The organism is Nocardioides sp. cx-169 (assembly GCF_021083605.1).
In the GTDB taxonomy this organism is placed as follows: domain Bacteria; phylum Actinomycetota; class Actinomycetes; order Propionibacteriales; family Nocardioidaceae; genus Nocardioides.
Map to the genome: position 1 here is coordinate 686,399 of NZ_JAJNRO010000002.1, position 13,142 is coordinate 699,540.

Annotated in this window: 14 protein-coding genes and 1 tRNA gene; 6 read left to right on the forward strand and 9 right to left on the reverse strand. The window is 72.0% G+C overall.

What is annotated here, in order from left to right; translation table 11 throughout:
• Positions 1-177: 177 nt before the first annotated feature.
• Positions 178-636 (forward strand): Rrf2 family transcriptional regulator, encoded by a 459-nt coding sequence (locus LRP67_RS04455; protein WP_231241849.1) that lies wholly within the window; start codon positions 178-180, stop codon positions 634-636.
• Positions 637-658: 22 nt separating this feature from the next.
• On the opposite strand, the gene LRP67_RS04460 is transcribed toward LRP67_RS04455, so the two are convergent.
• A complete protein-coding gene (locus LRP67_RS04460; RefSeq protein WP_231268973.1) occupies positions 659-1,525 on the reverse strand; it encodes a hypothetical protein in 867 nt (288 codons plus the stop codon).
• 115 nt (positions 1,526-1,640) lie between these two features.
• On the opposite strand from LRP67_RS04460, the gene LRP67_RS04465 reads away from it, so the two are divergent.
• The gene (locus LRP67_RS04465) at positions 1,641-2,093 is read left to right on the forward strand and encodes a nuclear transport factor 2 family protein (RefSeq protein ID WP_231268974.1); all 453 of its coding nucleotides are present in this window, start codon (positions 1,641-1,643) and stop codon (positions 2,091-2,093) included.
• Positions 2,094-2,128: 35 nt separating this feature from the next.
• On the opposite strand, the gene LRP67_RS04470 is transcribed toward LRP67_RS04465, so the two are convergent.
• The 4 genes from LRP67_RS04470 to LRP67_RS04485 form a co-directional block, all read right to left on the reverse strand.
• Positions 2,129-2,767, reverse strand: coding sequence for a DUF2461 domain-containing protein (locus tag LRP67_RS04470; protein ID WP_231268975.1), 639 nt, complete (start codon positions 2,765-2,767; stop codon positions 2,129-2,131).
• Positions 2,768-2,781: 14 nt separating this feature from the next.
• Positions 2,782-2,857: transfer RNA gene (locus LRP67_RS04475), tRNA-Gly, on the reverse strand.
• Positions 2,858-2,888: 31 nt separating this feature from the next.
• Positions 2,889-3,674 (reverse strand): SGNH/GDSL hydrolase family protein, encoded by a 786-nt coding sequence (locus LRP67_RS04480; protein WP_231268976.1) that lies wholly within the window; start codon positions 3,672-3,674, stop codon positions 2,889-2,891.
• Positions 3,675-3,718: 44 nt separating this feature from the next.
• Positions 3,719-6,460: a response regulator gene (locus LRP67_RS04485; protein ID WP_231268977.1), complete on the reverse strand. Its 2,742-nt coding sequence runs from the start codon at positions 6,458-6,460 to the stop codon at positions 3,719-3,721.
• A 59-nt stretch (positions 6,461-6,519) separates the two neighbouring features.
• Between LRP67_RS04485 and dcd the strand changes: the two genes are divergently transcribed.
• Both dcd and LRP67_RS04495 read left to right on the forward strand, forming a co-directional pair.
• Positions 6,520-7,095: a dCTP deaminase gene (dcd, locus tag LRP67_RS04490; protein WP_193608618.1), complete on the forward strand. Its 576-nt coding sequence runs from the start codon at positions 6,520-6,522 to the stop codon at positions 7,093-7,095.
• 65 nt (positions 7,096-7,160) lie between these two features.
• On the forward strand, positions 7,161-8,102 hold the full coding sequence (locus tag LRP67_RS04495) for a siderophore-interacting protein (RefSeq protein ID WP_231268978.1): 942 nt from the start codon (positions 7,161-7,163) through the stop codon (positions 8,100-8,102).
• On the opposite strand, the gene LRP67_RS04500 is transcribed toward LRP67_RS04495, so the two are convergent.
• The 4 genes from LRP67_RS04500 to LRP67_RS04515 form a co-directional block, all read right to left on the reverse strand.
• Positions 8,062-9,057, reverse strand: coding sequence for a DMT family transporter (locus LRP67_RS04500; RefSeq protein ID WP_231268979.1), 996 nt, complete (start codon positions 9,055-9,057; stop codon positions 8,062-8,064). The genes LRP67_RS04495 and LRP67_RS04500 overlap by 41 nt on opposite strands.
• Before the next feature lie 144 nt (positions 9,058-9,201).
• Positions 9,202-9,351, reverse strand: coding sequence for a hypothetical protein (locus LRP67_RS04505; RefSeq protein ID WP_231268980.1), 150 nt, complete (start codon positions 9,349-9,351; stop codon positions 9,202-9,204).
• Positions 9,352-9,391: 40 nt separating this feature from the next.
• Entirely contained in the window at positions 9,392-10,216 is an 825-nt protein-coding gene (locus LRP67_RS04510; RefSeq protein ID WP_231268981.1) for a DUF4097 family beta strand repeat-containing protein, read from the reverse strand.
• Between the two features lie 70 nt (positions 10,217-10,286).
• Positions 10,287-10,826 carry a toxin-antitoxin system HicB family antitoxin gene (locus tag LRP67_RS04515; protein WP_231268982.1) on the reverse strand — a complete coding sequence of 180 codons (540 nt, stop codon included), beginning with the start codon at positions 10,824-10,826 and terminating at the stop codon, positions 10,287-10,289.
• A gap of 202 nt (positions 10,827-11,028) precedes the next feature.
• Here LRP67_RS04515 and LRP67_RS04520 point away from each other — a divergent pair, with 202 nt between their 5' ends.
• Positions 11,029-12,756, forward strand: coding sequence for a sodium:solute symporter family protein (locus LRP67_RS04520; RefSeq protein WP_231269006.1), 1,728 nt, complete (start codon positions 11,029-11,031; stop codon positions 12,754-12,756).
• A gap of 97 nt (positions 12,757-12,853) precedes the next feature.
• On the forward strand, positions 12,854-13,045 hold the full coding sequence (locus tag LRP67_RS04525; RefSeq protein ID WP_231269007.1) for a hypothetical protein: 192 nt from the start codon (positions 12,854-12,856) through the stop codon (positions 13,043-13,045).
• Positions 13,046-13,142 lie beyond the last annotated feature (97 nt).

Consider the following 13,142-nt stretch of genomic DNA (forward strand, 5'->3'; position numbering starts at 1 on the left):
TGTCTCGGGTGTCCGGCCTGGAGGAGCAGCAGTCCGCTACTGACCGGTAACTTAATGATAAGGAGCCCACGAGGGCCACGCAAGCGGGGGGCGGGGCTGGGTGACCGGGGTCTCGCGGCCCGCTCCCCGGGCCGGTTGGTCCAGTGTGTGCATCGGGATATCTGACACACTCGCCCTATGCGTGTCTCCGCGAAGTCCGACTACGCCCTCCGAGCGCTGATCGAGATGTCCCAGCGCGCCGACGGTCGCGCGGTGAGCGCCGAGGAGCTCGGCAAGCTGCAGGAGATTCCCCACGGCTTCCTCCAGGCGATCCTGGCCGACCTGCGCCGAGCCGGCATCGTGATGTCGCAGCGCGGCCAGTCCGGTGGCTGGCGCATGGGCCGCTCGCCGAGCGACGTCTCGGTGGCCGACGTCATCCGCGCCGTCGACGGCCCTCTGGTCTCCGTCTACGGCCTGCGCCCCGAGGCGGTCAGCTACAACGAGTCCGCCGAGGTCCTCCAACATGTGTGGATCGCTGCCCGGCGCTCGCTGCGCGACGTCTTCGAGCAGGTCTCGATCCAGCAGCTGGCCGACCAGAAGCTGCCCAAGGCCGTCACCTCCCGCACTGCGGATGAGGATGCGTGGCAGCCGCACTAGACTTGATGGATCCCCGCCCGACTCAGGCCACCGACGGCCCGGCGCTGCGCCGCCAGCGCCGCCGGGGCTGCTCGAGCTCACCGACACGCGTCTCGAGCGTCCGATTGCGCCGCTCGAGCCGATCGACGGCACGCAGCGCCTCGGCGAGGGCCTCGTCGGTGGGGGCGATCAGCGAGACCGGGTCCGGGGCGGGTGCCATCTCGGGGACCAGGTCCGCCAGGTCGCCGCGGACGTCGAGGTCGCGGCTGAGGATCTGACCGGCCCAGCGGTGCCCGAGGCCGCGCAACGCCGCGTGCTGCTCGGTCGAGACCAGGCGCGGCGGACGTGCGTCGGTGGCCACCTCGACGCCGTCCAGCGACAGCGACGCCGTCCCGAAGCCGACGACCTTGCCGAAGGCCTTCCAGGTCGTGGCCGGGCGGCGCACCGGCGGCGACACGATCACGTGCACGCGGTCGGGCCGGCCCACGGCCGTGATCCAGCGGTCGAGCAGCGCTCCGAGGGCGAGGTCGCCGGGGGTCCAGGTGTCCGGGGCGGCGACGGTGATCACCACGTGGCGCTTGAAGCCGCGCAGGCCGTCGAGGAGGAGCTCGATCTGGTCGGTGGTGGCGTCGGCGAGCAGCGGCTGGGAGAAGACCAGGGTGCCGGTGCCGCGCTGTCCCCGTCGGCAGATGGCGGCCCACGCCCCCTCGACCTCCTTGCGGCGGTAGCCCCAGGTGCGGTGGCTGCGCAGGATCTCGATCGCGGCGCGGAACATCTCGTCGGTCGAGGCGGCGGGCGCGTGCACCCCCAGGGCGGACAGCGCGTGCGCGTGCCGCTGGAGGGCGGGCTCGAGGCTGTCGCCGGAGCGGTCGTCGAGGCCGACGTGTAGGTATGCCGAGCGCTTGGCCATGCCGCCAGCGTGACCAACCGCGGTGAGCGGCAGGTGAACCCGTCGTGAAGGCCGCGGGGCCGCTGGCCGAAGGCCGCGCACTAGAACGCGTTCCAGTTGGCCCTACGATGCCCCCATGATCACGTCGGACGCCATCACCTGGAACGCCCCGAACGACCCGCACCCGGCCCGTGCGGCCTCGCAGCGGTCCTACTCCGCGGTGGCCAAGGGCGACCTGGAGGAGTGGCTGAGCGTCTACGCGCCCGACGCTGTGCTGGAGGACCCGGTAGGCCCCTCGCTGTTCGACCCCGAGGGCAGGGGCCACCACGGCCACGCGGGGATCCGCGCCTTCTGGGAGCAGGCGATCGCCCCGATCGCGACCTTCGAGTTCACGATCACCGACTCCTTCGCCAACCCGGGGAGCAACACCTGCGCCAACGTCGGGTCCATCCGCACGGCGTTCCCCGACGGCAGCCACACCACGACCGAGCTGATCATGGTCTATGTGGTCAACGACGACGGCACCGTCGCCTCCATGAGGGCCTACTGGGAGCCGGAGCGGACGATGGCGACCTTCACGAAGGCGTGACCCGCCAGGGACCCTGACCCGGTGAGACCGAGGGGTCAGGCGGCTGCGGCGAACGCACGTTCGAGCCACGTCACCAGCGGCTTGAGCGCGCGCCAGTCCTCACGCACGTGGTCGAGCAGCTCCGCGGTGTGGATGAAGTCGGCGAAGCCATAGGACTTCCCGGCGGCCAGCGTCTTGTGGCGCAGCAGCTCGATGCGCGGGTGGTCGGCGTCGTAGCCGCGCGGCGTCGTCTTCAGCCGCTCCCCGCTGATCTCGAAGTCCGCCTTCTCGAGCGTCGTCAGCACCCGCTTCAGCGCCGGTCCGGTGCGCCCGTCCGCCATGGCCTCGCGTACGGCGCTCAGCCGCGGGCCCGAGGCCTCGTAGAAGCCGGCGCCGACCCGCATCCCGCGCGGCGCGATCTCGACGTACCAGCCGGTGGCCGGCCCGGACGCCACGAACGCGCCCTGGTGGGTCTTGTAGGGCGTCTTGTCCTTGGCGAAGCGCACGTCGCGGTAGGGCCGGAAGATCTTGGGCGACCCGAACTCCGGCTCCAGTGCGGCGGTCAGCGCCTTCATCGGCGCCAGCACCGCCTCGTCGTAGACGGCCTTGTGGGCGGTCCAGTAGGACCGGGTGTTGTCGACCTCGAGGTCGTCGTAGAAGTCGAACGCCGCGACGGGGAAGCCGGTGAACTGCACTCCGGAAGACTAGGTGGAGCGGACGACGAGATTCGAACTCGCGACATCGACCTTGGGAAGGTCGCGCTCTACCAACTGAGCTACGTCCGCACTGACCCGGCGGACCGGGTCGGCGGCCAGACTATATCGAGGTCGTCCGGTCCGGCACGCCCACCCGCCCGAGAGTGGGGTGGCGCGGTGAGACGGCGTCGCCCGAGGAGCGGCCGGTGAGCCGCCGGTGCACCCACGGCGCCGCCGAGGTGCGGACCCAGGCGGCGTGCTCACGCAGCTGCTCGCGGCGCCGCAGGGCCGCGGACTCGCGCAGCGTGAGCGGCGCCAGGTCGTGCTCGACGCCGAGCACGTCGAGGACCGCCATCGCCATGCGCTGGTGACCGGCCGGACCCATGTGCAGGCGGTCGTCGTCCCACAGGCGCCAGTCGCGGTACTCCCGCATCCGCCAGTAGTCGACGATGTCGGCGCCGTGCCGCTCGGCGCTCTCGCGCACCAGCTCGTTGTAGATCGCGAACCGCCCGCGCAGCATCTTGTACGTCGCCGAGTCGCCCGGGTCGAAGGCGGTGAAGACCAGCAGTCGGGCGCCGGTGGCGGCGAGCTCGCCCAGCGCGGCGTCGTAGCGCCCGACGAGCGCGTCCAGGTCGACCCGGGGGCGCAGGATGTCGTTGGCGCCGGCGTAGATCGTGACCAGGTCGGGCTCGAGTGCCAGGGCGGGGCGCAGCTGCTCGGCGAGGACCGCGTCGAGCTTGCGGCCGCGGATCGCAAGGTTGGCGTAGCCGAAGTCGTCGGTCTGGCGGGCCAGCACCTCGGCCACCCGGTCGGCCCAGCCGCGCAGCCCGTTGGGGCGGTCGGGGTCGGGGTCGCCGTACCCCTCGGTGAAGGAATCGCCGAGGGCGACGAAGCGGGAGAAGGCCATGTGACCCATCCTGCCTGGAGCCTGGGCGAGGTCCGCCGTCAGGCTCAGTCGAGATGGGCGAAGGCCGCGTCAGCGCGGCCCACCTCGTGGCGGACCCGGGAGGCGGCGTCGATCAGGTCGAGCGCGCCGCCCGCGCGCAGGGTCGATTCGATCGACCCGCACACCGCGGCCAGCGTCACCGCCCCGAGGGCGGCGCTGGAGGAGCGCAGGCTGTGCACCACCGCGCTCACCCCGTCCGCGTCGTCCGCCGTGGCCGCGACGTCGAGCTGCTCGAGCTGGTGACGCGACTCGCGTCGCCAAGCGGCGACGAGCGACTCGCGGAAGTCCTGGGCGTTGGCGCCGACGTGGCGGGTCAGGGAGTCCAGCGCGGACGGGTCGACGGCCCGGTCCTCCGCGGAGGGCGGATCCGCCGGCGCGGCCAGGTCGGAGCGTCGGGCCGGGACCCGGCTGAGGACCGTGGCCAGGTCCTCGGCGCGCACCGGCTTGGCCAGGTGATCGTCCATCCCTGCCGCCAGGCTGGCCTCGCGGTCCTCGACGAGCGCGTTGGCCGTCATCGCGACGATCCGCGGCTGTCGCTCGGGAGCCAGCTGGCTTCGGATCTGTCGGGTGGCCTCGAGCCCGTCCATCAGCGGCATCTGCACGTCCATCAGCACCAGGTCGTACGACGCGCCGCGCACCGCGTCCAGGGCCTCGCGCCCGTTGCTCACCACGACCGGCCGCTGGCCGAGCCGCTCCAGCATCATCACGGCGACGCGCTGGTTGACGGCGTTGTCCTCGGCGAGCAGGATCCGCAGCCGTCCCAGCGGAGCGGGAGTGGGGGCGGCGGCGTCCTCGCCCTCGGGGGAGCCCAGCACGCGCGCGACGGTGGTGCGCAGGGCTCCGGCCTTCACCGGCTTGGTGAGGTGCACGAGGTCGGGCACCTCGGCCACCGAGATCCGCTCACCGATCGACGTGAGCAGGATGATCGGGACCTCGGACCACCCCTCCAGTCGACGCAGCGCCGCGGCGAGACGGCCGCCGTCCATCCCGGGCATGTCCATGTCCAGCAGCGCGACGTCGAACGTCGCGGTCGCCTGCCCGGCGAGCGCGAGCGCGGAGCCGGGGTGACCGTGCTCCTCGACCGACATGCCCCAGGCCTCGAGCTGAGCGCGCAGGATCCGGCGGTTGGTGGCATTGTCGTCGACGATGAGCGCGCGCTTGCCGGGCAGCTCGGCGGGGGCGATGCGGATCCGGTCCTCCACCTCGTGCCCGGGCTGGAACGGCGCCACCAGCGTGAACGTCGACCCGCCGCCCAGGATGCTGCTGACGTCCAGCCGGCCACCCATGGCCTCGGCGAGTCGCAGGCTGATCGCGAGGCCGAGCCCGGTCCCACCGTGCGTGCGGGTGGTGCTGCTGTCCACCTGGCTGAAGGGCCGGAACAGCCGGCCCATGCGCTCCGGCGGGATGCCGATGCCGGTGTCGCCGACCGCGAACGCGAGCATCCGACGGTCGTCGCCCGGGTCGCCCTCGGCCGCGCTCACCGTGAGCAGCACCTCGCCGGCGTCGGTGAACTTGACCGCGTTGCCGAGCAGGTTGACCAGCACCTGGCGCACCCGGGTCACGTCGCCCACCAGGACCGGCGGCACCTCGGGGTCGATCTGGCAGACCAGGTCGAGCCCCTTGGCGGACGCCTGCGCCGCCACCAGGTCCAGCGAGCTCTCCACGCAGTCGCGCAGCACGAAGTCGTGCTCCTCGAGCTCGAGCTCGCCGGACTCGATCTTCGAGAAGTCGAGGACGTCGTTGATGATCGTGAGCAGCGAGTCGCCGCTCTGGCGGACGGTCTCTGCGAACTCCCGCTGCTCGGGGTCCAGCGGCGTGTCCAGGAGCAGCCCTGTCATGCCGATCACCGCGTTCATCGGCGTGCGGATCTCATGACTCATCGTCGCCAGGAACGCCGACTTCGCGGCGTTGGCCGCGTCGGCCTCGCGACGGGCCGAGATCAGCTCCTCCGAGCGCTGCCGGGTCGTGGCGCGCTCACGCTCCAGGGCCTCGGCCATCTCGTCGAGGCCGTGGCCGATCGCCCGGAGCTCGGCGGGCCCCTCCCCGGTGCTGCGCGAGCCCAGCTCGCCGTCGCGCAGTCGGCCGATCGTGGTCAGCAGGTCGTCGACGGGGGCCACGACGGACGCGTTCAGCGCCCGCCCCTGGCGCCGGAGCACGACCCAGCCGGCGAGCAGCAGCAGCACCTGGATCGCGACGGCGGCGCCGACGGCCCGCCCCTGAAGGCGTTCGGCCGCGGTGCGCAGGTCGTCGGCGGCGTTCTCCGCCAGGTCGTGCGCCGCCCGGTAGTCGTCGAACCTGATCCGCCCGACGTCCATGAACTCGCGCTTGTCGGCGACGGGCGAGCTCGCGGCGATCTCGCGGCCGTCGTTCAGCGCCCGCTCGGCCCATTCCGTGTGCCAGCGCTCGATGGTCTCGTCGCGGGCGTCGATGAGATCGAGGAGCTCGGGCTCGTCGTGCAGCAGCTCCCGGACGCGCGTGCGGTGCGCCTGCAGGCTCGCGCCGCCACGCTCGTACGGCGCGAGGTCGGCGTCGTCGCCGGTGATCAGGTAGGCGCGCAGGCCGGTCTCCTGGTCCAGCATCGCCAGGTGGCCCAGGCGAAGCTCGCGCCCGGCGTCGGACGCCCTGGCCGTGACCGCGTCGGCGTGGAGGCCGAGGTAGGCGAGCAGCAGGAGGTTCACCAACGTCGCGCCGGCGACCACGAGGATCGCCGTCAGGCTGGCACGACCGACCTGACGGGAGAGTTGCACGGGTGCAGGGTTTCACGGACGGCGGCTGCTCGGCCCAGCTACCCACTAAGGTCGTGCTCGTGCTGCTGAGCGACCGCGACATCCTGGCCGAGATCGACGCCGGCAGGGTCGCGATGGACCCCTGGGACCCCGCGATGCTGCAGCCCTCCTCGATCGACGTGCGGCTGGACCGCTTCTTCCGGGTGTTCGAGAACCACCGCTACCCCCACATCGACCCCGCCGCCGACCAGTCCGACCTGACCCGCGAGGTGGAGCCCGAAGGTGACGAGCCGTTCATCCTGCACCCGGGCGAGTTCGTGCTCGGCTCGACCTACGAGGTCGTCTCCCTGCCCGACGACGTGGCCGCGCGCGTCGAGGGCAAGTCGTCGCTGGGCCGGCTCGGCCTGCTGACCCACGCGACCGCGGGCTTCGTGGACCCCGGCTTCTCGGGGCACGTGACCCTCGAGCTGGCCAACGTCGCCACGCTGCCGATCAAGCTCTACCCCGGCATGAAGATCGGCCAGTTCTGCTTCTTCCGCCTCACCTCCCCCTCGGAGCATCCCTACGGTTCGGAGAAGTACGGCTCGCGCTACCAGGGTCAGCGTGGACCGACCCCCTCGCGGTCCTTCCAGAACTTCCACCGCACCTCGATCTGACCGCACTCCCTCACGACGCAGTGTAAGGTCGTCCTAAGTTAGGACTGCCTAATAGAGGACCGCCGATGACGACCACCGCTTCTGCCACGCTGCCGCTGCTGCTCGAGCAGGTCGAGGTGGTGCGGGTGGAGCGGCTCTCGCCCAGCTTCGTTCGGGTGGAGCTCGGCTCGCCCGCCCTGGCCGACTTCGGCGTCGACGGCCCGCTCTACGACCAGCGGATCAAGCTCGTCTTCCCCGGCCTCGACGGGCTGCCGGACGTGACCGGCATGGACGAGGCGGCGATGCAGGCGTGGTTCGCGCGGCCGGCCGAGGAGCGCGGCCACATGCGCACCTACACGGTCCGCGACGTGCGCGGCAGCGGCGTCGCCACCCGCCTGGTGGTCGACATCGTGCTCCACTTCGGCGACGGCCCGGTCGGCCCGGGCGCCGCCTGGGCCGAGGAGGTGAGCGTCGGCCACCGCATCGTCATGATGGCGCCGCGCCGCGGCAGCGCGTTCGGCGGCATCGAGTTCGTCCCCGGTGCGGCGGACCGGCTGCTGCTCGCCGGCGACGAGACCGCCGTACCGGCGGTCGCGAGCATCCTCGCCGACCTGCCGCCGGACGCCCGTGGCGCGGCGTACCTGGAGGTGCCGCTGAGCGCCGACGTGCAGAGCCTCGCGCACCCCGACGGCGTGAGCGTGACCTGGCTGCCGCGCGACGGCGCGGCCCGCGGCCTGGCCCTGCAGCAGGCCGTACTCGACCATCTCGGCGCGCCGCTGGTCCTGCCCGAGGTGGAGGAGGTGGACCCCGACCTGTGGGAGACGCCGACCTACTCCTCCTCCGGCGAGGAGATCGACGACGCCGTCGCCGTCGTGGGCCACGACCTCGATGGCCTGTACGCCTGGATCGCCGGGGAGGCCAAGGTGGTCACGGCGCTGCGCCGGGCCCTGGTCAACGACCTCGGCGTGGACCGGCGCCAGGTGGCGTTCATGGGCTACTGGCGTCTCGGCGTCGCCATGAGGTCCTAGCCGGGAGCGGTCCGCCGGGGGTGACCGCCGGCTCTTTGCCGAGGCCGGCGACCGCCGCGAGGATCAGCCCGGTGCCGGCCGCTCCGGCGAGGCCGATCCGCTCACCGAGGAACGCCGCGGCCGCGAGCGCGGCCGTCACCGGCTCCAGCAGGGTCGCGATCACCGCGGAGCTGCCCGGCGTCGTCCGGAGACCGGCGTACAGCAGGCCGTAGGCCAGCGCCATGGTCAGCACCCCGAGATAGGCCAGCGTCGCCAGCACCACCGGGTCGCTGCTGAGGAGCGGGCCACCGGCGGAGCCGCTGACGGAGCCGCTGACGGAGCCGCTGAGGAGGGCGAGGGGCAGCAGGACGAGGGCGCCGACGGCCGTGGTCGTCGTCGTGAGCGCCAGCGGGCCGGCGCGCTGGGCCAGCGGTCGCCCGAGCACGGTGGTGAGCGCGTAGGTGCTGCCAGAGCCGGCCGCGGCCAGCACGCCCAGCACCGGGTGCGGCCCGGTCTCACCGATCCCCGCGCCAACGGCCACCAGCAGCAGCCCGGCCAGGGCCGCCGCCAGCACGGCCACCCGGCCACCGGCGGGGAGGCGGCGGGCGTGGACGGACTCGCCCACGGTGAGCAGGACCGGCGCCAGGCCCAGGCTGAGGACCGTGGCGACCGAGACGCCCACCTGGACGACGGCGCCGAAGTACAGCGCCTGGTAGGCCGCCGTGCTCGCGCCGACGAGCGACGCACGCCAGGGCCGTTCGCGCAGCAGCCTGGTGAGCGAGCCCAGTCGGCGCAGCGCCAGGACCGCGGCGACGAGGACGACGGCCGCGATGAGCATCCGGTAGGCGCTGATGACGATCACGGACATCGGCTCGGCCTCGCGGATGACCTGCACGGCCAGCCCACCGGTGCCCCACAGAACACCGGCGAGCGAGATCTGGAGGAGGCCCAGCCGGGCCGGCTGGTGCGGGGACATGGGATGCGGCCGGTCAGACGACCGAGGGCTGCGGCGAGGTCGCGAGGTGCGGCTGCCGGGTCATGCGCCGATTGTGTCGGATGGCCGGCGCGGTGGCACCGGATTTTGCCGGGTGCGTGGTGGGGCGTGGGGGTGGTGCGCGGCTCAGGAGTCGAGGCGGTCCGCGAGCGCGCGGAGCCGGCGCGCGGTGCGGGAGGCGCGCCGCGAGGGCAGCGACGGGGCGGCGGCCTTGGCGACGCGCTCGGCGATGCGGTGGCGGGCCTCGACGTCGAGCTGGTGGTGGAGAGTGGTCATGGCGGTGCTCCTCTGATGCGTGGGTGGATGATGGGGTTGCTCAGATCTCGGTGAGGACGACGTCGCCGCTCACGATCTTGGCGCGGACCTCGACGTGGTCGGCGCCCTCCTCGGGCTGGCCGGCCCCGTGCAGGGTGGAGTGGATGCGCCCGGTGACAGTGGAGATGTCGGTCCAGACCGGCACCCCTGCGGGGATCCCGATGCGCACGTCGCCGGACGCGCCCTTGGCGGTGAAGCGACCACGGGTGGCGGTGCTGATGAGCAGGTCGCCGCTGCCGGTGGACATCGAGACGTCGTGGGTCGCCTCGACCACCTTGAGGTCGCCGGAGCCGGTCTTCACGACGGCCGGCCCGTTGTTGGAGCCGACCTGGACGTCGCCGGAGCCGGTGGAGACCGCGACCGCGCTCGAGGTGTGCTCGACGTGGACGTCGCCGGAGCCGCTCTTGACCCGCAGCTCGGCGCCGGCGCGGTCGACGCGGATGTCGCCGGAGCCGGTCTCCACGGTCGCCGGCCGAGCGAACTCCTCGACGTGGACGCCGCCGGAGCCGCTCTTGACCTGCCCGCTGCCGAACGTGCCGCGGCAGGCCACGTCGGCGCTGCCGCTCTTGATGGCCACGTCGCTGTCGGTGGGCACGGTCACCACGATGTGCAGCGCGGAGTCGCCGCCCAGGAAGCCGCCGCGCTGGCGGGGGGCGACGACGCTCAGCTGGTCGCCGGTCTGCTCGACCAGCACGTCGCCGGCGTCGCGGCCGGTGATCTCCACGTGGGACTCGGTGGTGTCGGTGCCGATCACGCGCACCGACCCCTTTCCGAGCTCGACATACAGGCGCACGGGACGCAGGGTCTCGAAGTGGTGGACGGTCATGGGGTCCTCTTCCGGGTGTGCTCGTCCGCGGGACCGGCCTGCCGCCGGACCCGGGTGGTGGGTGTGGTGCCTAGATCCAGCCGGTCATCCGCCGGCCGGGCTTGTTGCCGCCCCCGAAGGGGTCCTTGCCGAGAAACGGGATGCTGGACAGGTCGATGTCGACGTTGATGGAGCCGTGGTGGGTGGCCGCTCGCACGACGTTGACCAACCAGGTGTTGAGGGACTGGCCGGCCTGGGCGGCGGCGTCCTCGGCACGGGCCTTGACCGACTCCGGCAGTCGCAGCGTGATCCGCGCAACGCCGCCCTCCTCCTCCCCCTCGCCGGCGGGCGGCGGCGGCACCGAGGCGGCGGCGGGGGTCGGGGCCGCGGGGGGCGCGTCGACCACGAAGTCCAGCTCGCGACCGTTCAGCCGCACGTCGACGCCGCCGTCCGGCATCTCGGCGGTGATCTCGGCTGCGGCCTGGGAGATGGCCTCCATCAGGGCGAGGCGAGCGGCCGGGTCCAGCGCGAAGCCCAGCCGCTCCGCGGCCTGGCGGGCCTCCGGCCCGGCGCCCTCGACCGCCGCCAGGAGGTCCCGGCGGAGGCTGTCGACGTAGGGAGTGATGTCCATAGGCACCACTGTGACGTCAGAGTGATGTCATGTCAAGGACTTATGACGTCAAATCGACGGCCCTGTGGTGTCACGTCGCCGCCGACGGTGTTTCGGCGCCGCGCCGAGCGGGAAACGGTTGCCTGGTCTGTCCGGGCAACCACCACCGGAGCGGGAGAGAGAGGGCTGCTCGATGACGAGTTCGTGGCCCGCCCCCGTCGCACTGGCGAGCGACACCCTCATCTCGGCCAACTGGGTCGACTACCTGATCATCTTCTTGTACTTCGGTGTCGTCCTCGGCATCGGCCTGGTCGCGCGGCGGCAGGTGTCGGACTCGATCGACTTCTTCCTGTCGGGCCGCTCGCTGCCGGCCTGGGTCACCGGCCTGGCGTTCATCTCGGCCAACCTCGGCGCCGTCGAGATCATGGGCATGTCGGCCTCGGGCGCGGAGTTCGGCCTGCCGACCGTGCACTACTTCTGGGTCGGCGCCATCCCGGCGATGCTCTTCCTCGGCGTCGTGATGATGCCGTTCTACTACGGCTCCAAGGTGCGCTCGGTCCCGGAGTTCATGTACCGCCGGTTCGGCACCGGCGCGCACCTGGTCAACTCGATCTCCTTCGCCGTCGCCCAGCTGCTGATCGCCGGCATCAACCTGTACCTGCTCGGCAGCATCATCCACGCCCTGATCGGCTGGCCGCTGTGGGTGGCGCTCGTCGTCGCGGCCGCCATCGTGCTGTCCTACATCACGCTCGGCGGCCTCAGCGCGGCGATCTACAACGAGGTGCTGCAGTTCTTCGTGATCGTGGCGGCCCTGCTGCCGCTCACCCTGATCGGCCTGAACCGGGTCGGCGGCTACGGCGGGCTCAAGGACAAGATCACCGAGGCGGCCTCCGGCGGGGGCGACATCGCTCCGGCCGACCAGCAGCTCAACTCCTGGCCCGGCCAGGCGCTGTCGGGGTTCGACTCGCCGGTGCTCTCGGTCATCGGCATCGTGTTCGGCCTCGGGTTCGTGCTGTCGTTCGGCTACTGGACGACGAACTTCGTCGAGGTCCAGCGCGCCATGGCCTCCAACTCGATCTCCGCCGCGCGCAAGACGCCGATCATCGGTGCCTTCCCGAAGATGTTCGTCCCGTTCATCACCATCCTGCCGGGCATGATCGCGGCCGTCCTGGTCACCGAGATCGCCGACGTCAAGGCCGGCGAGACGGTGGCGGGGGGCGCCTCGGGGGAGGGCGTGGCCTACAACGACTCGCTGCTCTACCTCATGCGCGACCTGCTGCCCAACGGCCTGCTGGGACTGGCGATCGCCGGCCTGCTCGCGGCCTTCATGGCCGGCATGGCGGCCAACATCTCGGCGTTCAACACCGTCTTCAGCTACGACCTGTGGCAGCGCTACTTCGTGAAGGACCGCGACGACGACTACTACCTGAAGGTGGGTCGCCTGGCGACCGTCGCTGCGACCTTCATCGCCATCTTCACCGCATCGCTGGCCAGCAACTTCTCCAACATCATGGAGTACCTCCAGACCCTGTTCGGGTTCTTCAACGCCCCGCTGTTCGCGACATTCATCCTCGGCATGTTCTGGAAGCGGATGACCGCCACCGCCGGTTGGGTGGGCCTGGTCTCCGGCACCACGGCCGCCGTGGTCGTGGCCTTCCTCAGCGAGGACGCGTTCGGCTCCTGGAGCACCGGGACGATCCCGCTGGGCGGCCAGGGTGCCGCCTTCGTCGCGGCCGCCGCGGCGTTCGTGGTCGACATCGTGCTCAGCGTGCTGGTCTCGCTGGTGACCAAGCCCAAGCCGGTCGAGGAGCTCAAGGGTCTGGTCTACTCCGAGACCCCCCGCGAGGACCTGGTGGACGCCGACGAGGCGTCCTACCCGTGGTACCGCCGCACCCTCCCTCTCGCCGGCGTCGCGCTGGCGATGGTCGTCATCTTGAACCTGGCCTTCTGAGGAGGACCCGATGCCCAGCCCCCACGAGCCCGAGAAGTCGACCGCATCCCGCAGCCGCCACCAGGCCGGCCTCTTCGACATCCGCAGCATCATCGGCATGCTGCTGGCGACCTACGGCGTGATCCTGACCTTGACCGGCCTCATCGCCGACCCGCAGGAGGACAAGACCGGCGGGGTCAACGCCAACCTCTGGGCCGGCCTCGCCCTTCTCGTCGTCGGCCTCGGCTTCGTCACCTGGGCGCGGCTGCGCCCGGTGCTCGTGCCGGAGAAGAGCGAGAGCAGCGACTAGCGCGCCGCGCATGCTGTGGAAATGAGTGCGGTGGATCGCACGTACCAGGTTAGGGGGGTCCACCCCCGAGTTGGGGAGGTGGGGAAGTGGGTCCCCG

What these genes read in the sequence shown, in the direction of transcription:
- LRP67_RS04455 (WP_231241849.1), top strand. Translation starts at nt 178, where the DNA reads ATGCGTGTCTCCGCGAAGTCCGACTACGCCCTCCGAGCGCTGATCGAG.
- LRP67_RS04460 (WP_231268973.1), bottom strand. Translation starts at nt 1,525, where the DNA reads ATGGCCAAGCGCTCGGCATACCTACACGTCGGCCTCGACGACCGCTCC.
- LRP67_RS04465 (WP_231268974.1), top strand. Translation starts at nt 1,641, where the DNA reads ATGATCACGTCGGACGCCATCACCTGGAACGCCCCGAACGACCCGCAC.
- LRP67_RS04480 (WP_231268976.1), bottom strand. Translation starts at nt 3,674, where the DNA reads ATGGCCTTCTCCCGCTTCGTCGCCCTCGGCGATTCCTTCACCGAGGGG.
- LRP67_RS04495 (WP_231268978.1), top strand. Translation starts at nt 7,161, where the DNA reads ATGACGACCACCGCTTCTGCCACGCTGCCGCTGCTGCTCGAGCAGGTC.
- LRP67_RS04500 (WP_231268979.1), bottom strand. Translation starts at nt 9,057, where the DNA reads ATGTCCCCGCACCAGCCGGCCCGGCTGGGCCTCCTCCAGATCTCGCTC.
- LRP67_RS04505 (WP_231268980.1), bottom strand. Translation starts at nt 9,351, where the DNA reads ATGACCACTCTCCACCACCAGCTCGACGTCGAGGCCCGCCACCGCATC.
- LRP67_RS04510 (WP_231268981.1), bottom strand. Translation starts at nt 10,216, where the DNA reads ATGACCGTCCACCACTTCGAGACCCTGCGTCCCGTGCGCCTGTATGTC.
- LRP67_RS04515 (WP_231268982.1), bottom strand. Translation starts at nt 10,826, where the DNA reads ATGGACATCACTCCCTACGTCGACAGCCTCCGCCGGGACCTCCTGGCG.
- LRP67_RS04525 (WP_231269007.1), top strand. Translation starts at nt 12,854, where the DNA reads ATGCTGCTGGCGACCTACGGCGTGATCCTGACCTTGACCGGCCTCATC.